Genomic DNA, 21198 nt, shown 5'->3' with positions numbered 1-21198 from the left:
CTGATAATGAACTAAAAATGATTTGGTTGCCTTATCACACAATATTATTAACAGATTTACATTATATTACCGTTTGTAAATGACTCTATGATTTTTTCGAAACATCGTAATATTACGCGCTGGATTATTGTTATTGCGTCCTTTGGAATTATATCCTTAATCCTTTGGAATACCTATGTGTTTTTTCAGCATTTTAAGGAAGAACAGCGAAAAAAAATGGATATATGGGCCGCAGCACAGAGTGATATTCAGCAAAACTTTTTAACGGATAATATAAATCCGGTGTCTTCAAAAGTGTTTTTTGATACAAAAAATGACAATCCCATGATTGTAGTCAGTGAACAAAATGAAGTTGGGTTTTGGCGAAACATTGATAGTACCATGCTTGATAATAAAGGTTATGTTACTAAACTGGTTAATAAATTCAAAGAAGAAAACAAGCCTATTGAACTATCCTATTTTGATTCTGAATTAAATACCAATGTGAATTTAGGAAAACTTTATTATGGCAATTCACCGTTGATAAATAAACTCAAATACTATCCACTAGCTCTTTTACTTATCATTTTTCTTTTTGGGGCTGTTGTTTACTTTTTTTACCGTAGTTCCAAAATTGCTACACAAAACAAACTTTGGTCTGGAATGGCTAAAGAAACAGCCCATCAAATTGGCACACCATTGTCGTCATTAATTGGGTGGACCGAAATTTTAAAAACAGAAAATATCAATCCTGATTACATCATCGAAATTGAGAAGGATATTAGCCGATTACAAACCATTACCGAACGTTTCAGTAAAATAGGGTCATTACCAACACTTGAGAAAGCTGACATTGTACAAGAAACCATAGATTCTTACGATTATTTAAAGGCGCGTTCTTCAGACCTTATAGATTTTGAATTACAAGCTCCAAGTGAAGCTATTTTTGTTCAACTGAATAAGCAATTATATAGTTGGACAATTGAGAATTTAGTCAAGAATGCCATTGACGCTATGAAGGGCAAGGGTAAGCTATCTATTTCCATTCAACAATTGGAAGAGACTGTAAAAATTCAAGTAAGTGATACTGGGAAAGGTCTCTCAAAAAAGCAGTTCAAAACTATTTTTGAGCCAGGTTTTACGACTAAAAAACGTGGTTGGGGATTGGGATTATCATTGGCCAAACGTATCATTGAAGAGTTTCATGGCGGTAAAATTAAAGTCCTTCATTCAGAACCCAACAAAGGTACGACTATGCAAATTGAATTAAAATCGGTTTCATCATGAAAGAGAGCTTAATCACCATCAAAGAAGTTGCCCTAAAAAATAACTGTCCAGAATGCTACAGTAATGACGGGCTACGTTTGACGTTCAAGCAAAAATTTATTGAAACCCATTTTTACAAATCGCTCACTACGGAAACAAGCCATGTGCTATCCTGTAAAACTTGCAATACAACCATTTATCCCATTAGTTGGACCGACGATATTGAGCGTGTATTTAAGTATCATCAACGCGCTTTCGAACCTAAAAAAGCATCCTTTAAACTAAAGAAAAAAGCTTGGATATTGATAGGCGTAGCCATAGCGCTAATTATTGCTGGAGTTGCTTTATTCTTTTTAAAAGATCAATTATAATTGGGCTCGTATTGCAGATGCAATTTCTTTGAAATCCTTATCAGTTAATTTTTGCTTACTAATAAAGCGCGCATCTTCCATAGAGTTTAGTGGAATTAAATGCACGTGTGCATGAGGTACTTCTAAACCTATGACAGTCATCCCAACCCGCTTACAAGGGACGGCTTTAGCAATAGCACTTGCAACCCTTTTAGAAAAAGCCATCAATTCCAAATAGGTATCATCATCTAAATCAAACAACTTATCAACTTCTTGTTTTGGAATACATAAAGTATGGCCTTTAGCATTGGGATTAATATCTAAAAACGCAAAAAACTTGTCGGTTTCCGCAATTTTATAACATGGGATTTCGCCGCTAATAATTTTTGTGAAGATAGATGCCATACTGTAAGGTTTTTGTAAATATAAAAAGATTCCTGCATGACAGGAATCTTTCTAAAATATTATTTAGTTTACAGCTTATCTGGAAATTTCCAAGATGTCAAATTTCATGACTCCGTTAGGCACTTTAACCTCGGCAACTTCTCCAACCGATTTCCCTAACAAGCCTTTTCCAATAGGTGAATTGACCGAAATCTTTCCAGAAGCTAAATCAGCTTCACCATCAGCAACCAAGGTGTAAGTCATTTCCATACCATTGGTCTGGTTTTTAATTTTCACTGTTGATAACACCAAAACTTTGGAAGTATCCAATTGCGATTCATCAATCAATCTAGCGCCAGCCAATGTTTCTTCAAGTTTAGAAATTTTCATTTCCAAAAGGCCTTGCGCTTCTTTAGCGGCATCATATTCGGCATTTTCACTTAAATCACCCTTATCTCGTGCTTCCGCAATGGCTTGGGATGCACGCGGACGTTCTATATCCTTTAATTGTTTTAACTCGTCTCGTAGTTTTTTTAACCCTTCTGCTGTGTAATAAGATACTTTACTCATAACTTCATCGTTTTATAATAAAAAAATCCCGCTTACACGAGATAACATGACAAATATACAAAATATTTAAAGCTGAACGCTTTTTGTTGTAAATTGCACCTAAAATCACATGGAAATGAAAAGAACAATTGTCCTATTAATAAGCTGTATTATACTATGGTCTTGTAAGAATAATGATGATGACGGTTTTGATAACAATAATCGGTATTTACCAAATTACACATTTGATACTGGTACGACCATTAATGTGTCATTCCCTAGGTATACTGACCTACAATTTCCAAATAATTATATAATAGAGCCAACTTATGGCATCAATGGTATTGTGGTATATTATGCTGGTGGTAACAACTATAGTGCTTTTGAATTGAGTGATCCGAATCACGAATTACGTAATTGCTCTACTTTAACAGTTGAGGGCATATTAGCTACTTGCGATTGTGACGATTCCAAAACCTATGATATTCTCACTGGGCAACCGCAAGAAGGCACCACCGGGAACTACGGTTTAAAACGTTATTTTGTAGAAAAAACTGGTGATATTATCAGGGTGTGGAATAATTAACAAAAAAGGCGACCAAATTAGGTCGCCTTTTTTGATGCTTAAAACTTCAATGTCATTCCTAATAAGAAATTGGTTGTGGCCTGTGGATAAAAACCAGCGCCTTCGATGGTGGTTACCTCTGGTGGATTAGACCACGTATCATCATAGGTATAATAATAACCATTGGATTCATACTTCTCGTTAAAGATATTATTCACCAGCCCTGAAAACACAATAGCATCTAAAAACGGTTTCTTTTCTTCATCGCGTTGAAACAGTAACTCGTAATTGATACTAAAATCATTTACAAAGTAACTATCCAATTTCGAGGCTTCAGCTTCCGTATTGCTCATGTATTGTTCACCAACATACTTACTCAATAAACTCATTTGTAAGCTTGGAATCGGTTGAAAAACCAGAGCATTTCCGGCTATTAGATTAGGTGAAAACGAAATATCCGTTTTGCCCAAATTCACCAATTCACCATCTATTGATGTGATCATTTCTTTGTTTTTATTAGTGCTAATCGTTAGATTAGGCTGAATAGCAAATTTCTTTCCGAGTTGAATAGCGGCATCTATTTCCAGTCCCAATCTATAACTTTCGCCACTATTAGTGCGGATAGGATTACCAACATTATCGATATTTCCAGTTAACACCAATTGCTCATTGTATAACATAAAATAAGTATTGGCATTTAATCTGAACTTATCCTTTTTTAAACGCCAACCCAACTCAAAATCATTTAACTGTTCTGGTTTTATGGTCGTATTGTTTTCAAAATCATCTCTATTGGGTTCTCTGTTCGCTCTGGCATAGGAAAAGTACAAGCTATTACTCGAGTTTATCGTATAAGTGATACCCGCTTTTGGATTAAAAAATGTATAATTTTCATCAACTAACAGAGGTAATATATCCGAGGTAAGTCCGGTGGTTTTGTAATCTACCAATCGTAATTGCAAATCAGCAAAAAGGCTTATTTTATCATTGAGTCTGTAATTGGCTTTACCAAAAAAATTGATATCCGTTTTCTTACCGTTAGCATTGTAGTATCTATCAGTATTCATACTGTTACTGGCAAATTGTGCCCAAATAATCTCACCGAAGTGATCACCATCATAAAAGCTATAGGATCCTCCAAAAATAGCGTCTATCTGATTCTTTTTAAAGTTCGCATTGGCGTTAATAACATAAAAGTCATTATCCAACCAACGTCTGCGTACCAAGTCGGTTTCAGAAACGGTTTCACTGCCAATTCCGACATCGTCCAAACCATAACTGGACAAGCTTTCATCTTCTCTAAACTGCTCAAAATAGCCTCGCCCATAGGTATAATTCAGCGCCAAGTTAGTAGACCAATAGTTGTTATAGCGCTCATTCCAGTGCAATTGATAATGGTCTTGCTGGTAGTTATCTACTTCATTTTCATAGAACTGAATATTACCGTTTGCATCAGTATATTCACCAGCAGTATTATACGTTCTATCGTTTTCCAGTTTTTCTAAATCTTCCAGGCCATTCCATGATTGATAGGTAATTTCTTTACCTGCGAAAGTGATGGCTTTTATAACACGGTTATCATCTACATAAGATCCCTGAAGGAAATAAGATTTTAAATCGGATTCAGCACGATCGATATAACCATCTGATTTAATTGCAGAAAGCCTTCCTGCTACTTCAAAATGGTCATTAAGTAAACCCGTACTAAATTTAAGGGTATGTTTTCTGGTATTAAAACTACCAAAGGAATTAGCAAATTCGGCATAGGAATTTTTAGAAATCGCATCAGTCAATACATTGATACTGGCACCAAAAGCTCCAGATCCATTTGATGATGTTCCAACGCCTCGTTGTAACTGTAAGCTTTCAACGGATGAAGCAAAATCCCCAAGATTAACCCAAAAAGTTCCTAATGATTCCGCATCATTGTAAGGAATTCCGTTAATGGTGACATTAGTTGATTGTGCATTAATACCGCGCACACGAATACTTGTATAACCAACTCCTGCTCCTGCATCAGAAGTAGTGACCACCGAAGGTAAATAATTTAACAGAATGGGTATATCCTGCCCTAAATTGCGTTCGGCAATCTCTTCTTTTGTGAGGTTGGAATGAGTAATGGGAGATGTTGCTTTGACACGCACAGCGCTTACCATAACTTCATTTAACACTTCCAGTTCAGTGGAGTCTTTAGGTTGAATAACTGGTTCTTCCTGTGAAAACGCACTTGTAGATACCACAATTAGTGCTAAAAATGTGAATAAATTTTTCATTCGATAAAATAATTTTTGCCGAATAAAAAGAGGTCATTATTCTTGTTTAATAATTGATTATAAAATGGAATATCTTCACTGTTCCGGATACAGTTTTAATATTCACAATCCCTAAACAGCATTACCTGTTCTAGGTTCATTGGGTATGATCTCAGCCGTTATTTGGCACCCCTTTTTTGAGAACGTCACAAAGGTAGCTAACAATTAATTATTTTCCATAAAATTAACTTCATAATTTATGGAAGCTCCGGTGGTTTTCTGTTGGCTTTTTTATCTGATTGTTGTCGCTTTTTGGATAAGCGTTTTAATTTCACGGCTTTAGGGACTGCTGTTTTTTTACGTTTTTTAGCAACTTTTAGTCCATCATTAATGATTTCTAAGAGTCTTTTGATGACCGCCTCTTTGTTTTTATGCTGGCTTCGGCTATCATCACTTTGCAAAATCAAAACGCCATTGCTGGTCAATCGGTTTTTCAAATTAGTTAATAGCCGTTCCTTTTGTTCTTCTGTAAAAACCTGGGAATTTATTAAATCAAAACTCAAAACCACTTTTGACGATACTTTATTCACATGCTGCCCACCAGCTCCAGAACTTCTGACGGCTTTGAATTCCAATTCAGATAAAAGCAGTGATTCATCAAACATGTTACTTTATTTGATGCGGTGCTTTTAGTAAATCGTTAACCGTCTTCACAGGATTAAAGGTAATTAGCGGCACTTCAACAAAAATGGTGTTCCAATTAGCCATACTCCCATTCCATAATCCTGGTAGCTCCAAAGCTTTTAAATCCTTACCCATAGTTGTTTTTTTGGTGATAAAAGCGGCTTTGTGATCGACATATTTGGTAAGATCAAACTTTTGCCCTTTATAGTTTCTAACACCACAGACTAAATCAACTGGATTAAAGTGGGTGGCATTATTAAGAATGTCCTTTTGATGTTTATTTTTTTTATTTATTTGGGCAGCTTCTACAATTTGCAAGGATATATTAGCGCTTTCATCTTTAACCCAAAAAGGACCTCCACCAGGTTCTCCCTCGTTTTTGACCATGCCACAAACGCGAATGGGTCGGTTTAGCTTTTCCTTTAAATATTCAATTTGATACCTTTCAGCATACTTCTCAAATTCAGGTGAAATTCTAACACTCATCTTGTTTGTTAAAAACTCGGCTATTTCAACAATTTCATGAAAACTTAAATCTCCCTCATCCAGCTTTTCTAAATACTTAAAAGTCTGATTCTGTATTTCAATTAATTTTCCAGCGAGTACCTTTTTGTATTTTGCCACTTCATCTTTGTACTTATAGACCACCACATTATCGATATTTTTAACAAAAATGATATCGGCATCTAAATCGTTTAAATTTTCAATAAGTGCGCCATGACCAGACGGCCTGAATAACAAACTTCCATCATCATTTCTGAAGGGCTTATCCTTGGGTGTTACAGCAATGGTATCAGTAGATTCTTTTTGATAAGAGAATGAAATATCGAACAATGAATTGGTTTTAGTTTCAACCTTTTTTTCAATCCGAGAAAATTCTTCACTAAACTTATCTTTATGCTGTTCGGAAATTGTAAAATGCAATTTCGTTTTTGCATTAGTGGATGAATATAAAGCCGATTCAAACAAGTGCTCTTCAAATGCCGTTGAAATAATCCGGTTTTTATACTCATGAAACGGCAACAACCCTTTAGGATAATTACCATAATCCAACATAGCAGGATCCAACATGGCCTTCACAAACAACTGGGATTGTTGACTAACACTTAATTCGTCATAATTGGGATATAAACTATCCAGTTTATCCTTTACTTCATAATAAAATGGGAATTTTTCCAATCCCACAAAAAAGATATACAAATCTTTGTTGTCATTATGATTGATATAAGCATTGATACTTTCGGTTTCTGCACTGTAAGATTCCAAAAAAGTAAAAAGAAACTTAAACATCCTAGTTGCTGCGCCAGAAGCTGGAACAAACTTTAGAATGGATTTATGGTCTTTTTCTTGCTCAAATAATTCAATGTAATGATTGATTTCATGATCTTTCAATCTAATGATCCCTTCATCAATTGTAGCTGCAGAAACTAAATTTGAAAAGGGTAATCCCGTTTTAAATATTTCAATTTGATTGTAGACTTGATTAATTGTCAGTCCTTTATTTTCAATTTGTTTTTTGTCTTTATCAGAAAAACTCATACGTCATTATTTCAATAATTTATCAATATGCTCGATAGCTGTTTTTAAACGATCTTGAAAGGTTCCCGAGAGCAACACATAAGGTCTATTATAGTCTATTAAAGTTCTATGAAACACATCAAACATTTCTAATCTGTCATTCGGTTTATCTCGAATACCATCAGCTTCCCAAGGCACATCAATATTAGTCAAAAAATACAGATTATATGAATTTTGAATAGCATATTTATTCAGTGCACTTGGACAATAGCCGTTGTAATAAGATTCACTGTACACCTTTGTCTCCAATAAATCGGTATCGCAAATCAATAGATTTTTGACTTGTTGCGTTAACTCATTTTCTAAATCCATTTGTCCTTTTGCAATGGTCATGACATCATCTTCCGTTAGAAACTCATTATTCATTTTCTTTTTTTCTGCCAAAATTCTAGAATATTCGGGCACCCAAAGTGTTTGATAATGTTCCGCCAACGCTTTGGCTAACACAGTCTTTCCTGTAGATTCCGGACCAAACAAGACAAATTTTATGCAGTCGCTATCTTTCTGTTTAAGTGCTTCTTCCATGCTAAATATCCAAATATGGCAATAATTGTAAAACCTAAATACTGAAGGCTTGTAAAGGTGAATCCTTTATAGAAGTATAAAGGTACTGAAATGATATCACCAATTATCCAGAATATCCAGTTTTCAATTTTACGTCTGGCCATAAGCCACATACCCACGAAGAAAATGGCCGTTGTTAATGTGTCGATATAGGCTACCCAACCGTTCCATTTATCAAAAGTTTGATAAACAAAGAAAACAAATAATAATGTTGCCAAAAAGATGCCAATACTTCCAATTTTTTCTTTTTTAGTGGTTGTAGAAATGGGCGTTACATGTGTTGCATCAACTTTTCGTGTCCAAACATACCAGCCATAAATACTCATGATAAAGTAATACCCATTAATCATCATATCTCCCAACAATTCCCACTTAAAGAGCAGATACACAAAAATAAGTGTGCTAATCATACCAGTAGGGAATACCCAAATTTTGTTTTGCTTGGAATACCACACCGACAAAAACCCAAAAACAACCGCAATAATTTCCAGAACAACATCTATTGTATTATACCCACGATACTGTCCGAAAAAAAAATCAAAAATGAGGTTCATAGTCATGTCGGTCAGATTTGACGATTTTCATATAAAGTAAGCCAAGTCCCATCAGTTCAAAAGCCTCTTTTATTTCAGTTGTTAAAGTTTGCATGACTTCATCATAATCGCCATAAACTTGAGTACTCAATGGGTTCTCCAATACTTTTAAATTTGAAGCTCGCAATTTTTTTATAAAATGAATAATGGCGGGTTCATAATCGTCATGTAATGGTGTCAATGTTAATTCTACAGAAATTTTCACGTTTTCTTTTTTAAGCTGTCAAAAAATGATTCATCTTCTTCAAATGCCGTTCCTATTACGACTAAATCTGCTCCAGCTTTATAAGCATTTTCAAGTTGAGGCTTCGTTCTAATTCCGCCACCAACAATTAATGGAACTCCCAATTTGCCTTTTACTTGGGTAATGATTTCGTTCGTTACAGGATGTATAGCACCACTTCCAGCCTCCAAATAAATAAGTTTCATTCCCAATAATTCGCCAGCTTTCGCCGTATCTGCAATAAATTCAATATGTTCTCTTGGTAATGGTTTTGTGTCAGTTACACGTTGAACAGCAGTTTCCTTTCCGTTTTCAATTAATATGTAACCTGTTGGAATGATTTCGAGATTAGTTGCTTCTAATTTCGAAACGGACTGTATATGCTTACCAATTAAATACTCTGGGTTTCTACCAGAGATTAAGGATAGAAACAACAATGCATCAGCCTTATCGGTTATTTGGGTAACATCCCCTGGGAATAATACAATAGGCAATTGCGTATACTTTTTTAAAGCGTTTACTAGAACTTCAGTGGCTTTATCATCAACCTCACTACCTCCGACAAAAATATGGGTAGCAATCGATTCATTGACCTTATTGATAAAGATTTCAGTATTACTTAATTGAAATTTATCAGGATCAATAAGAACTGCCAATGACTTTTTCCCAGCGGAAACAGACTGCAATATGTTAGCATAGACATCTATCATTTATGACGGTAAAGCAATGGCACAAGAGAATCCTTCAAATTCTATGAACGTTGTATTAAAACGATATTTTTTATTATCATAATCAATCCAGGCAATGGTTTCCTCATCGTGAATCATAAATGGAATGACCATGGTATGTTGTAAAAAACTCAAACCGGGAGTGGCAAACAGTTTGTAAAGCGACTCTTTCACACACCAGATAACCGTTAATTTTCTAACATATTCTTTATCATTCGAGTCCAAATATTGCGACTCGTAATCCATGAATTTATGTGCAATCCTTCCAATTTTTTCTCGCTGCTTTTCAATGTCAATGCCAACCTCAAAATCACTGACTACAACACCCGAAAAGATAAACGAATGCGTTATGGAAATGTGCTTACCATCCTTTAGATGAGGTTTGCCATTTTCATCGTAAAACAAATCCGAATCCTGATAACCAAATTCTGCCAATAAATGGCGCACACTCAAAAAACCACGTTGATGCAACTCGCTTTTCATGCCTAAAACACGTTCCATATTTTCTGGTTTCAGGGTAACGGGTTTTAGCAAATCATCATAAGATTCCGTAATCTTCCAGATTTTAACAGTGGTTTGCGGATTGGGAGTAATGGATTTATATAGAGGCATTTAATATTCTGAAAGTTATTAGTTATCTTTGCAGTCGCAAATAAATACAAAGACAAATATAACAATATGAACACAAAAACTGTTGCCTACGTACCTAATAAGGTAAAAGATATGTCGCTAGCGGCATGGGGACGAAAAGAGATTGAATTGGCTGAAGCTGAAATGCCAGGATTAATGAGTTTACGTGAAGAGTACAAAGACTCACAACCTCTTAAGGGCGCACGTATAGCAGGATGCTTGCACATGACCATTCAGACGGCGGTGTTAATCGAAACATTGCAAGCTCTTGGTGCCGAAGTAACTTGGAGTTCTTGTAACATATTTTCTACTCAAGATCAAGCTGCGGCTGCTATTGCTGATGCTGGAACAGCAGTTTACGCCTGGAAAAATATGACTGAAGAAGAATTTGATTGGTGTATTGAACAAACCCTTTTCTTTGGTGAAGACAGAAAACCACTTAACATGATTTTGGATGATGGGGGTGATTTAACCAATATGGTATTAGACAAATACCCTGAGTTAGTTCCTGGAATTAACGGATTAAGTGAAGAAACTACAACAGGTGTTCACCGTTTATACGAGCGTATGGAAAAAGGTACATTACCAATGCCTGCCATTAACGTAAACGATTCTGTTACGAAATCTAAATTTGATAACAAATATGGATGTCGTGAGAGTGCTGTAGATGCTATTCGTCGTGCAACTGATGTGATGCTTGCTGGAAAACGCGTAGTTGTTTGTGGTTATGGTGATGTTGGTAAAGGTACTGCAGCGTCTTTCAAAGGTGCTGGAAGTATTGTTACGGTTACTGAAATCGATCCAATTTGTGCGTTACAAGCTGCCATGGATGGCTTTGAAGTAAAGAAATTAGAAACTGTTGTTGGCAATGCTGATGTGGTTATCACAACTACCGGGAATAAAGATATTGTTCGTGGTGAGCATTTTGAAGCCATGAAAGACAAAACCATAGTTTGTAATATTGGACACTTTGATAATGAGATTGACATGGCTTGGTTAAACAAGAACCATGGTCATACTAAAGACGAGATTAAGCCACAAGTTGACAAGTATAACGTAAACGGAAAAGATGTCATTATTTTGGCTCAAGGTCGTTTAGTCAATTTAGGTTGTGCTACTGGCCACCCTAGTTTTGTAATGAGTAACTCGTTTACGAACCAAACGTTGGCTCAAATTGAACTTTGGAATAATAAAGATGCTTACGAAAACAAAGTTTACATGTTACCTAAGCATTTGGATGAAAAAGTTGCCAAATTACACCTAGAGAAAATTGGTGTTGAGTTAACCGAATTGAAACAAGACCAGGCCAAATATATTGGTGTAAAAGTTGAAGGACCTTACAAGCCAGAATACTACAGATACTAATTGTCATTCCTGCAGAGGCAGGAATCTATAAACAATAACAAGACCCTTGCAGCATTGTGAGGGTTTTTTATTAGTTTAGAGTATGCAAAATACAGAAGTTTTAATCCCACTTATTAATGAACTTGAAGGTTACATTCGGTATAAAGACAAAAGAAACAACAAAATTTCAAAATCTGATATCGCTTGGCAAATAGACCATTCTTTAAAAGTTATCAATCTTGTTATTGAAGCAACAGCTAACTCAAATCCCAAAGAATACAAATGGGCATTTAATAAATGGCGCCTGTTATTATTTACGATTAATTATATTCCTAGAGGCAAAGCAAAAGCGCCAAAAATGGTAAGACCACCTGATTTAATATCTCAAAATGATTTGACAGAACAAGTTGACTTAGCACTTCGCAATATTGAAATTCTAAAACATTTAGATAATAATGCCCATTTTACCCATTTTATTTTTGGACAACTTAATAAACGAAAGACAATTAAGTTTCTGAATATGCATACTTGCCATCATCTAAAAATAATAAAGGATATTTTAAAATAAAAACCCTTTCTGGAAACAGAAAGGGTTTTTATTTTATCAAGAAAATATTTCTTAAGCCTCAAAAGGAACTATAGAAACAAATGATTTTCCATTCTTTTTCTTTTCAAACTTTACAATACCGTCTACTTTAGCATGTAATGTATGATCTTTTCCAGCGTAAACATTTTCACCTGGATTGTGTGCAGTACCTCTTTGTCTTACAATGATGTTACCTGCAACGGCAGCTTGACCACCAAAAATCTTAACACCTAATCGTTTCGATTCTGATTCTCTACCGTTTTTCGAACTTCCGACTCCTTTTTTATGTGCCATTTTATTTCGATTTTATATTTTAAATTAACTTAAAGCTTCAATTAACTCGGCTTTCTTCATTGAAGAATATCCTGTAATTTCCTTTGCTTTAGCCATATCTCTTAATTCAGCAACAGTTAAACTACTTAAATCTTGAGTTGATTCTTCTTTTTTAGCTGGTTTTGCTTCAGCTTTTGGAGCTTCTTTTGCTGGAGCAGCTTTTTCGGCTTTAGCAGCTGGTTTAGCTCCTGAAGCCACAATACTTTCAATTTGAATTTCAGTTAAGGCTTGTCTGTGACCATTTTTTACACGGTAACCTTTACGTCTTTTCTTTTTGAAAACTATCACTTTATCACCTTTTAGGTGCTTTAAGACTTTTGCTCCTACTTGAGCTCCGCCTATAGCTGGGGCGCCTACAGTTACATTGTCACCATCGCCAATTAAAAGAACGTTGTCGAAAGAAACTTTCTTACCTTCTTCTGTTGCTAAACGGTTAACAAAAACTTTTTGGTCTTTCTCAACTTTGAATTGATGCCCTGCTATCTCTACAATTGCGTACATAGCGTAACGTTTTTATTAATTATTTATTTATTCAAAAAATGAGTGCAAATATACTCCTAAATAATTAAACTACAAACGTTTTCTTAAAATTAAGAAATATTCCAACTTTTTTTGAAATATTGCATCACCGTTAATGCAGAAATAACAGTGGTTGCCAAACCCATGACCGCAACCGTAAAGGTCATTATGCCAACACTTACACTCGAATTAAAATCAATGGTTTTCAATAAACTGGAAACAAAATCCGGATCAATTTCGGTTATGTAAAACAAGAAAAAAATAGAAAATACTGTTGTAGCAATAAACCCTGAAATTATTGCAGCAGTAATTCCGTTGGCATATGTAAATTCCTCACCTTGCTCCAATTTATAATAACGAACCGTTTCATAAACTCCAAAAACGGTGATAAACGCGTTCAAAAAGCTAAAGACGGGGTTAGTATGTTTGTGAAACATAGCCAAGATTAAAAAATAAGCGATAAGAATACCACCCATAATTAATCCAAAACGTACAGGAAGTGCTACTTTTTTCATAATTGTTTGTTTTGGTTTCATTTAAATTTCGTGAAAATTTGTTAGAAAAAATAATTTCAAATGAATTTTCTTGAATTAACATTTAAAACGCTAATCATTTATTATTTTTGATGTCCTGTAACTTTTTAATGTAAAATTATACTTACAGACATTCGTTAACCAGATAAATTACACTCACAATGAAAAAACATTTATTAACTCTTGCTGTGTTTTTACTAGCAATAGTAACTGCAAACGCACAAGAGGTTAAATTTGAAGAATTTGATCTTGAAAATGGCCTGCATGTCATTCTCCATCAGGATAACACTGCGCCTGTAGTGGCAACTTCAGTTATGTATAACGTAGGCGGCAAAGATGGTGACCGTAACCGTACAGGATTTGCTCACTTCTTTGAACATTTACTTTTTGAAGGTTCTGAGAATATTGGCCGTGGCGAATTCATGAAAATTATTCCTGCCAATGGTGGTACTTTTAATGCCAACACCTCTCAAGACAGAACTTATTATTATGAGATATTTCCATCCAACAAAATGGAACTAGGCTTGTGGCTAGAATCAGAACGTATGTTGCACCCAGTAATAGACCAAGTAGGTGTGGATACTCAAAATGAGGTAGTAAAAGAAGAAAAGCGTCAAAGCTATGACAATAGACCTTACGGGCAAATTCTTAAGGTTTTAGGAGAGAATTTGTTTAAAGTTCACCCTTACAAAGACACCAACATAGGTGAAATGGAGCATTTAGATGCGGCAACACTAGAAGAATTTATGGCTTTCTTTAAAACGTACTATGTCCCTAATAATGCGGTTTTAGTTGTTGCAGGTGATATTGATATTGAAAACACCAAAAAACTGGTTAGAGATTACTTTAGCGAGGTAAAAAGAGGCCCAGAAGTAGATAGAACCTTCCCTAAAGAAGAGCCTATTACTGAAACAATCAAAACCAAGGCATATGATAAGAATATTCAAGCTCCTGCAATAATTGCTGCTTATAGAACGCCAGGTTTTGCAACTCGTGATGCTCGAATATTGGATATGATCTCGACCTATTTAAGTGGTGGAAAAAGTTCGGTGCTTTACAAAAAAATGGTTGACGAACAAAAACAAGCTTTGACCGTTCAAGCAGTAAATTTGGGACAAGTTGATTATAATATTTTTGCACTTTTTGCCATTCCACTTGGCGATGTGCCATTAGCGACATTATTGGAAGAAATGGATGAGGAGATTGTTAAAATGCAAACCGAACTGATTTCGGAGCGCGATCACACAAAACTGCTTAATCAATTTGAAAACCAATTTGTGAACTCTAATTCAAGTATTGCAGGAATTGCAAGTTCATTAGCAACATATTATCTGCTTTATGGTGATGTGAACCTAATAAACACTGAAATTGACATTTACAGGTCCATTACAAGAGAAGAAATTCAGGCCGTGGCACAAAAATACTTAAACACCAATCAACGTGTGGAAATAGAATATTTACCAAAAAATGATGACCAATAAAATGAAAACATACAAAACCAATATAAAGTTAGTAGCATTTGTTGCATTGTTTTTTGTAGCAATGGGAATGAATGCACAAATAGACCGTTCTAAACAACCAAAAGCTGGCCCAGCTCCAAAAATTACATTAGAAGAGCCTGGTGAATTTGAGCTTAAAAATGGCTTGAAAGTTTTAGTTGTGGAAAATCACAAATTACCAAGAGTATCTTATTCATTGCGAATTGACAACAAACCTATTGTTGAAGGAAATATTGCTGGTGTTACCAGTGTTCTTGGATCTATGCTCGGCAATGGAACCACCAGTATCCCAAAAGATGCATTTAATGAAGAAATAGATTATTTAGGAGCAAATTTTAATTTAGGATTTAGCGGTGGTTTTGCCAGTTGTTTATCCAAATACTCCGAACGTATTTTAGAATTAATGGCTGATGCTGTCATTAATCCATTATTGACAGAAGAAGAATTTGAAAAAGAAAAAGTCAAGTTAATTGAAAGTTTAAAAAACAATGAAAAAAACCCAGATGCCATTGCAGGTCGTGTGGGCAGTGCATTGTCTTATGGAACTCAAAATGCCTATGGTGAGTTTACAACTGAAGAGACGATAAACAATATAAAGTTCAGTGATATCAAATCCTATCGCTCTACGTACATTAATCCCTCTAATGCCTATTTGGTGGTAGTAGGTGATGTCGACTTTAAAACCGTTGAAAAGCAAGTAAAAAAATATTTTAGTAAATGGACGCGTGATGTTTCCATTGATGCACCTATTACACCTCCAAATCCAAATGTTCCTTACACTCAAATCAATTTTGTTGATGTTCCTGGAGCTACGCAATCCAACATTTCAATTACGAATAATGTGGATTTAAAAATGAAGGATGAAGATTATCATGCGGCTTTAATTGCCAATGAAATACTTGGCGGTGGTGGTGAAGGTTATCTGTTTAGAAACCTTCGTGAAGAACATGGTTACACCTATGGCGCCTATTCAAGCTTAAGTGCTAACCGCTATGGAATCTCTCGTTTCAATGCAACAGCAAAAGTTAGAAACGCAGTTACAGATAGTGCTGTAGTTGAAGCTTTAAAAGAAATCAAACGTATTAATACCGAGCCTGTTTCAGCTGAAACATTACGTGATGTAAAAGCTAAATACACTGGTAACTTTGTTATGGCTTTAGAGCGACCACAGACCATCGCTAATTATGCTTTAAACATTAAATTAAACGATTTACCAGAGGATTTTTACACAACCTATCTTCAAAAAATCAACGATGTAACTACTGAAGATGTTACGCGTGTCGCTCAAAAGTATATGAAGCCAGATAATGCCAGAATCGTTATTATTGGCAATGGTAGTGACGTTCTTGAAAATCTTGAAAAAACAAAAATTCCAATCAAGTATTTTGACAAATATGCTAATGCTACTGAAAAACCGAACTATGACATAGAGATGCCTGCGGATATTACTCCTAACAAAGTATTACAAGCCTACATTGATGCCATTGGTGGTCGTGAAAAACTGGATAACGTAAACTCGGTGCTTATATTGGCCGAAGCAGAATTACAGCCAGGCATGATGATGAATTTAGAAATGAAAAAAACATCTAAAAACCAATTAATGCAAGAGATTACCGCCATGGGAACTTCAGTTCAAAAACAAGTTTTAGATGGTAATGCTGGTTATAAAGTTCAGCAAGGACAACGTTCTGAAATGACTGAAGATGAAATTACTAAAGCGCAAAGACAATCCTCTCCTTTCCCGGAAGTAAATTATTTAAGCCAAGGTGTGACATTGGATAAAATTGAAGATGTTGACGGTGAAAAAGCTTACAAAGTAAAAGTATCGGATGAATTAACAGCTTATTACAGCGTAGATACGGGATTAAAAGTTAAAGAAGATAGAAGCTCTGAAATGGGTTCAACTTCCATTTTCTATACCGATTACAAGGAAGTTGCTGGCATCAAATTCCCATTCAAAATTTCACAGACAGCAGGTCCACGTAAGTTTGATTTTATTGTCAAAGAAATAAAAGTAAATGAAGGTGTAGAAGATGCTGATTTTGACTAATTATAAACGTATTTATAAATTTAATAAAAGCTTGGAGGAAACTTCAAGCTTTTATTTTTTGGGTCTATGTGACAAATAAACTCCTATTAAAATAATAATAGTTGCCAGACCTTGCAAAAAACTGAATCCTTCACCATCCAATACTCCCCAAGTAAGTGCAACAATAGGCATGACATACGTTACAGACGATGCAAATACTGGTGATGAAATTTGCACTAATTTATTGAACAACACTTTGGCTAACGCCGTACCGAAGAAGGATAAAATAGTGACGTATAAAATAGACTGTTTTAACACAGGGCTCTGCAAAACTTCCTGATTAAAAAATCCACTAAAAAACAATACAACTATAGCAGGAATTCCAATAATGGCATAATTTCCAGCAGCAATAGCCAAAGGCTTCACATTTTGCAAATAGCGTTTAATTATATTTACGTTAGCGGCATACATGATAGTTGATACAATTACAAAACCAGCAAATAAATAATTTTGTTCTGGGTTTAATTCAGCACCTTTTAATATCAAGATGGTAGTTCCAATAAACCCAATGATAACGCCCAAAACTTGTCGCTTGGTTGAGGTTATTTTAAAAACAGCAAAGCCTAATAAAATGGTATTCAATGGTACAAGTGAATTTAATATGGAAGCGACAGCACTGTCAATTTCAGTTTCAGCTATGGCAAATAAAAAAGCGGGAAAAAATGAGCCTAAAAAGCCGGAAAGGGCAACCCATTTCCATTGACTTTTATCGATTGTCTTTAACGTTGAAAAACCAGCAACTAATAAAAACACCCCTGTAATAATTGTACGCAATGCACCCAATTGAAAGGGACTTAATCCCAACAAGGATTTTTTAATGAGAATAAAGGATGTGCCCCAAATGAGAGAAAGCACAATTAAATACAGCCACTTGACGTTTATTTGCTTCATCGATAAAAATCACAAAGTTTTGAATTTTAATGCAATAAAAAACAATATTTATTAAATTTGTTCAGAACTTAATACGTAATTCAAATGAATAGATTAAAAAATGTTATAGCTATATTGTCTATTGCTGCAATTTTTACAGCCTGTAAAAATGATACAACTCCTGAAGTAGTAACAGTAGAAAATGAAGCTATTGAAACAACTAATGATGCCGTTGCAGAATTAGACCCAAATGCTACCTACGCAAAAGCAGAATTTACAATTGAAGGTATGACTTGTGCCATGGGATGTGCCAAAACTATTGAAAAGAAAATGGCGAAGTTAGAAGGTGTGAAATCTGCCAAAGTAGATTTTGACAAAAAATTAGCCATGGTTGAGTATGATGAAGCCAAAGTAAGTACAGAAACTTTAGAAGAAGTTGTTAAAAAATCTGGTGACATGTATTCTGTAAAGGATATGAAAACCGTTGAAAGTTTTGATGGCAATAAGAAAGCTTGTGATAAAGATTGCAAGAAAGCTTGCTGTTCCAATAAAACTGAAGCAGAAAAAACAGCCTGTGCCAAAGACTGCAAAATGGCCTGTTGTGCTGATAAAGCAAAAGCTTAAATAGAGCATCAACATGAGATAAAAAAGGCTTTCAATTATGAAAGCCTTTTTTTATTTCCACCTCACGGTTTCCATAATTTTTTGAATATCCTTCTGCAAGTAATTGGCAGCTGGTAAAATAGAATCATAATTAGGTTTTGCGTAGAAATACAAAGATCCCGTTAAAAAATGATTGATGCTATCTGTTACATAAAATTGAGACTGCGATGCGGCATTACCACCTACTTCATAGAACATTCCATATACCTTGTGTTCATTATTTTGGTATATCTGCTCTGTTATTTCATCAGCCTTTTGAGTATGTTCTTGCGTGAAACCTTGGGCATCACGCAATAGACTTTTAAGTTTTTCTTCACTGCTATTTACTTTTTTATAGGTTAAATAAATAGTCCCTTTTAATGAAGGATAGATAAGATCAATTCCTAAACTAGCAGAATCAGCTGTTAGCATTCGCGCTCTAATTTCAGTTGCCAACTCATTTTTTTCAAAAGTAAAGGGAAAGCCAGGGTCAAAAGTTTTGTAATCTGCTTCAGGATAGTCTAAACGCAAATAAGCATTCGGTTTTGGCATGGTATCGTTACCGCAAGAAAAACATATTAAAAAAATTAAAGTTACAAACGCCAGTTGCTTCATTTAAATTATGGTAATGTGATTTTTAATCTTGTTATACGTTTATTGTCTAGAGCCTCCACTGTAAAAACGAAATCTTCAAAAATTATTTTACTGCCTTGTTTTGGAAAACTTTTTGAAATCTCTAGAACAAACCCAGCCAATGTTTCGGCTTCACCCTTATTTTCTTCAAAGATAGCACCCTCTTCCAATTTGACAATTTTATAAAAATCCTTCAGTGCCGTTTTCCCTTCGAAAACATAATTCCTATCATCAAGTTTGGAATAAATTAAATCTTCATCATCAAATTCATCACTAATATCACCTACAATTTCTTCAATGATGTCTTCCAACGAAATGAGTCCTGATGTTCCACCATATTCATCAACAACAACGGCTAGATGCACTTTCTTTTCTTGAAATTCAGCCATCAAGTCATCTAATTTTTTGTTTTCGGGAACAAAAAATGGTTCGCGCATTAATGTTGTCCAATCAAACTGTTTCCGATCTATGTAAGGCAGTAAGTCTTTAACGTAAAGAATTCCTTTAATAGTATCAATACTATCTTCATAAACAGGGATTCGTGAATATCCATTGGCTATAATTTCTGGAATAACTTCTAAATATTTCAGGTTTATGTTCAATGCAAAAATATCAATTCGAGGCCTCATAACCTGTTTGGTGTCCGTATTACCAAATGACACGATGCCCTGTAATATTTTCTGTTCTTCCATAGTGGTATCGTCTTCACTCGTTAATTCCAGTGCTTGAGATAATTGATCTACACTTAAATTAGATTTTTGTTTCCCCAGTTTACCGTGAATAAAAATTGTGACACTTCGCATTGGAAGGCTTAATGGGGAAAAAATGACATCAAGTACCCGTAATGGATAAGCCATAAAGATTGCAAACTTTAATTTATTTCTACTGGCATATATTTTAGGGAGTATTTCGCCAAACAATAAAATCAAGAAAGTTACAACAACTACTTCCAAAAGGAATTTAACAATATTATTTTCAATGCCTTCAAAAATAAAATTCCCCAAATATGCAAATAGGATAACAATACCTATGTTAATAAAGTTATTGGCAACAAGAATGGTAGCCAACAATTTCTTTGGTCTATCAAGTAACTTTGAGATAATTGAAAGCGCCGTGTTTTTTTCGTTTAGATTGTCCTCAATGTCTGATCGGGTAAGCGAGAACAAGGCAACTTCGGCACCAGAGATCAAGGCAGAACAAACAAGTAGTACAAAGAGCAGTACAAAACCAAATATTAAAGAATATTCTATTGTTATTAGAAGCGCTAAAAAACTCGGGGGTTCAGGATCCAATAGCTTGGGTTTTAATTAAACAATTTAGAACGGCAAATCGTCTTCTGGTAAATCAACTTCAGGTTTGTGATTGACAGACTCTACTTTATGACCAACAGGATTGGCTTGATTGCCTTGTTGGACATTAGAACCAGTAGCACTTTCGTTCTTGGTAGTTAAGAAGGTGAAATCAGTACATTGAATTTCTGTAGAGTATCTATCATTTCCATTTTCATCCTGCCATTTTCTCGTTTTTATTCTACCCTCAATATATACTTTATCGCCTTTACTTACGTACTTTTCAAAAATTTCGGCCGCTTTATTTCTGACCACAATGTTATGCCATTCCGTATTGGTAACACGCTCATTAGTTTGTTTATTGGTATAGGTTTCGTTTGTTGCTAACGGAAACCTCCCAATACATCCACCTCCTTCAAAATAGTGCATTTTAACTTCATCTCCCAGATGCCCAATAAGCATAACTTTATTTAGTGTTCCTGACATTCTATCTGATTTTTATTGTGCAAAATTACG

25 protein-coding genes are annotated in these 21198 nt (G+C 34.9%); 8 read left to right on the top strand and 17 right to left on the bottom strand.

The features are described 5' to 3' along the window. Positions 1 to 87: 87 nt before the first annotated feature. Entirely contained in the window at positions 88 to 1266 is a 1179-nt protein-coding gene (locus ACKXGU_RS10015) for a sensor histidine kinase (protein ID WP_463465183.1), read from the top strand. Further along, the gene (locus ACKXGU_RS10010; RefSeq protein ID WP_463465182.1) at positions 1263 to 1616 is read left to right on the top strand and encodes a hypothetical protein; all 354 of its coding nucleotides are present in this window, start codon (positions 1263 to 1265) and stop codon (positions 1614 to 1616) included. The genes ACKXGU_RS10015 and ACKXGU_RS10010 overlap by 4 nt, the downstream gene beginning before the upstream one ends. Here the strand turns inward: ACKXGU_RS10010 and ACKXGU_RS10005 are convergent. Both ACKXGU_RS10005 and greA read right to left on the bottom strand, forming a co-directional pair. Beyond that, entirely contained in the window at positions 1611 to 2000 is a 390-nt protein-coding gene (locus ACKXGU_RS10005) for an HIT family protein (RefSeq protein WP_463465181.1), read from the bottom strand. The two genes, ACKXGU_RS10010 and ACKXGU_RS10005, sit on opposite strands and share 6 nt — an antisense overlap. A gap of 75 nt (positions 2001 to 2075) precedes the next feature. Beyond that, positions 2076 to 2549 (bottom strand): transcription elongation factor GreA, encoded by a 474-nt coding sequence (greA, locus tag ACKXGU_RS10000; protein WP_103050903.1) that lies wholly within the window; start codon positions 2547 to 2549, stop codon positions 2076 to 2078. Positions 2550 to 2664: 115 nt separating this feature from the next. Between greA and ACKXGU_RS09995 the strand changes: the two genes are divergently transcribed. After that, positions 2665 to 3114 carry a hypothetical protein gene (locus ACKXGU_RS09995; RefSeq protein ID WP_463465180.1) on the top strand — a complete coding sequence of 150 codons (450 nt, stop codon included), beginning with the start codon at positions 2665 to 2667 and terminating at the stop codon, positions 3112 to 3114. A 38-nt stretch (positions 3115 to 3152) separates the two neighbouring features. Here the strand turns inward: ACKXGU_RS09995 and ACKXGU_RS09990 are convergent, their stop codons facing one another. The 8 genes from ACKXGU_RS09990 to ACKXGU_RS09955 form a co-directional block, all read right to left on the bottom strand. Beyond that, positions 3153 to 5366, bottom strand: a complete 2214-nt coding sequence (locus tag ACKXGU_RS09990; RefSeq protein WP_463465179.1) for a TonB-dependent receptor — start codon at positions 5364 to 5366, stop codon at positions 3153 to 3155. A 236-nt stretch (positions 5367 to 5602) separates the two neighbouring features. Then, positions 5603 to 6010 (bottom strand): alternative ribosome rescue aminoacyl-tRNA hydrolase ArfB, encoded by a 408-nt coding sequence (gene arfB / locus ACKXGU_RS09985; protein ID WP_463465178.1) that lies wholly within the window; start codon positions 6008 to 6010, stop codon positions 5603 to 5605. Between the two features lies 1 nt (position 6011). After that, the gene (locus ACKXGU_RS09980; RefSeq protein ID WP_463465177.1) at positions 6012 to 7568 is read right to left on the bottom strand and encodes a DUF4301 family protein; all 1557 of its coding nucleotides are present in this window, start codon (positions 7566 to 7568) and stop codon (positions 6012 to 6014) included. Positions 7569 to 7574: 6 nt separating this feature from the next. After that, positions 7575 to 8132, bottom strand: a complete 558-nt coding sequence (locus ACKXGU_RS09975; RefSeq protein WP_463465176.1) for an AAA family ATPase — start codon at positions 8130 to 8132, stop codon at positions 7575 to 7577. Further along, complete coding sequence (gene pnuC, locus ACKXGU_RS09970) at positions 8093 to 8725, bottom strand: nicotinamide riboside transporter PnuC (protein ID WP_463465175.1); 633 nt, start codon at positions 8723 to 8725, stop codon at positions 8093 to 8095. The genes ACKXGU_RS09975 and pnuC overlap by 40 nt, the downstream gene beginning before the upstream one ends. Then, entirely contained in the window at positions 8709 to 8969 is a 261-nt protein-coding gene (locus tag ACKXGU_RS09965; protein WP_463465174.1) for a thiamine-binding protein, read from the bottom strand. Before ACKXGU_RS09965 ends, pnuC begins: the two co-directional genes overlap by 17 nt. After that, on the bottom strand, positions 8966 to 9697 hold the full coding sequence (locus ACKXGU_RS09960) for a phosphoglycerol geranylgeranyltransferase (RefSeq protein ID WP_463465173.1): 732 nt from the start codon (positions 9695 to 9697) through the stop codon (positions 8966 to 8968). Before ACKXGU_RS09960 ends, ACKXGU_RS09965 begins: the two co-directional genes overlap by 4 nt. Further along, positions 9698 to 10327 carry a 4'-phosphopantetheinyl transferase family protein gene (locus ACKXGU_RS09955; RefSeq protein WP_463465172.1) on the bottom strand — a complete coding sequence of 210 codons (630 nt, stop codon included), beginning with the start codon at positions 10325 to 10327 and terminating at the stop codon, positions 9698 to 9700. A gap of 66 nt (positions 10328 to 10393) precedes the next feature. Here ACKXGU_RS09955 and ahcY point away from each other — a divergent pair, with 66 nt between their 5' ends. Continuing rightward, a complete protein-coding gene (gene ahcY, locus ACKXGU_RS09950; RefSeq protein WP_463465171.1) occupies positions 10394 to 11710 on the top strand; it encodes an adenosylhomocysteinase in 1317 nt (438 codons plus the stop codon). An 82-nt stretch (positions 11711 to 11792) separates the two neighbouring features. Further along, positions 11793 to 12257: a DUF1569 domain-containing protein gene (locus ACKXGU_RS09945; RefSeq protein ID WP_463465170.1), complete on the top strand. Its 465-nt coding sequence runs from the start codon at positions 11793 to 11795 to the stop codon at positions 12255 to 12257. A gap of 51 nt (positions 12258 to 12308) precedes the next feature. On the opposite strand, the gene rpmA is transcribed toward ACKXGU_RS09945, so the two are convergent. The 3 genes from rpmA to ACKXGU_RS09930 form a co-directional block, all read right to left on the bottom strand. Further along, positions 12309 to 12569 (bottom strand): 50S ribosomal protein L27, encoded by a 261-nt coding sequence (rpmA, locus tag ACKXGU_RS09940; protein WP_463465169.1) that lies wholly within the window; start codon positions 12567 to 12569, stop codon positions 12309 to 12311. 24 nt (positions 12570 to 12593) lie between these two features. Next, complete coding sequence (gene rplU / locus ACKXGU_RS09935) at positions 12594 to 13109, bottom strand: 50S ribosomal protein L21 (protein WP_463465168.1); 516 nt, start codon at positions 13107 to 13109, stop codon at positions 12594 to 12596. A gap of 89 nt (positions 13110 to 13198) precedes the next feature. After that, positions 13199 to 13642 (bottom strand): DUF4199 domain-containing protein, encoded by a 444-nt coding sequence (locus ACKXGU_RS09930; protein ID WP_103051300.1) that lies wholly within the window; start codon positions 13640 to 13642, stop codon positions 13199 to 13201. A 179-nt stretch (positions 13643 to 13821) separates the two neighbouring features. Between ACKXGU_RS09930 and ACKXGU_RS09925 the strand changes: the two genes are divergently transcribed. Together ACKXGU_RS09925 and ACKXGU_RS09920 are read left to right on the top strand one after the other, a co-directional pair. Beyond that, positions 13822 to 15141: a M16 family metallopeptidase gene (locus tag ACKXGU_RS09925; RefSeq protein WP_463465167.1), complete on the top strand. Its 1320-nt coding sequence runs from the start codon at positions 13822 to 13824 to the stop codon at positions 15139 to 15141. After that, on the top strand, positions 15128 to 17209 hold the full coding sequence (locus ACKXGU_RS09920; RefSeq protein WP_463465166.1) for a M16 family metallopeptidase: 2082 nt from the start codon (positions 15128 to 15130) through the stop codon (positions 17207 to 17209). The genes ACKXGU_RS09925 and ACKXGU_RS09920 overlap by 14 nt, the downstream gene beginning before the upstream one ends. 51 nt (positions 17210 to 17260) lie before the next feature. Here ACKXGU_RS09920 and ACKXGU_RS09915 read toward each other — a convergent pair whose 3' ends face one another. Further along, the gene (locus ACKXGU_RS09915) at positions 17261 to 18139 is read right to left on the bottom strand and encodes a DMT family transporter (protein WP_463465165.1); all 879 of its coding nucleotides are present in this window, start codon (positions 18137 to 18139) and stop codon (positions 17261 to 17263) included. An 84-nt stretch (positions 18140 to 18223) separates the two neighbouring features. Between ACKXGU_RS09915 and ACKXGU_RS09910 the strand changes: the two genes are divergently transcribed. Then, positions 18224 to 18742, top strand: a complete 519-nt coding sequence (locus ACKXGU_RS09910) for a heavy-metal-associated domain-containing protein (RefSeq protein WP_463465164.1) — start codon at positions 18224 to 18226, stop codon at positions 18740 to 18742. A gap of 51 nt (positions 18743 to 18793) precedes the next feature. Here ACKXGU_RS09910 and gldD read toward each other — a convergent pair whose 3' ends face one another. From gldD to ACKXGU_RS09895, 3 genes are read right to left on the bottom strand one after another with little or no spacing between them, the layout of a single operon-like run. Continuing rightward, positions 18794 to 19375, bottom strand: coding sequence for a gliding motility lipoprotein GldD (gldD, locus tag ACKXGU_RS09905; RefSeq protein WP_463465163.1), 582 nt, complete (start codon positions 19373 to 19375; stop codon positions 18794 to 18796). Positions 19376 to 19380: 5 nt separating this feature from the next. Further along, complete coding sequence (locus ACKXGU_RS09900) at positions 19381 to 20685, bottom strand: gliding motility-associated protein GldE (RefSeq protein WP_463465162.1); 1305 nt, start codon at positions 20683 to 20685, stop codon at positions 19381 to 19383. A 24-nt stretch (positions 20686 to 20709) separates the two neighbouring features. Further along, a complete protein-coding gene (locus ACKXGU_RS09895; protein WP_463465161.1) occupies positions 20710 to 21168 on the bottom strand; it encodes a single-stranded DNA-binding protein in 459 nt (152 codons plus the stop codon). Positions 21169 to 21198 lie beyond the last annotated feature (30 nt).

Source organism: Hanstruepera sp. CR43 (assembly GCF_055227665.1).
Note: the sequence above shows the minus strand (reverse complement) of the source record. Positions and strands in the feature narration are given on the sequence as shown.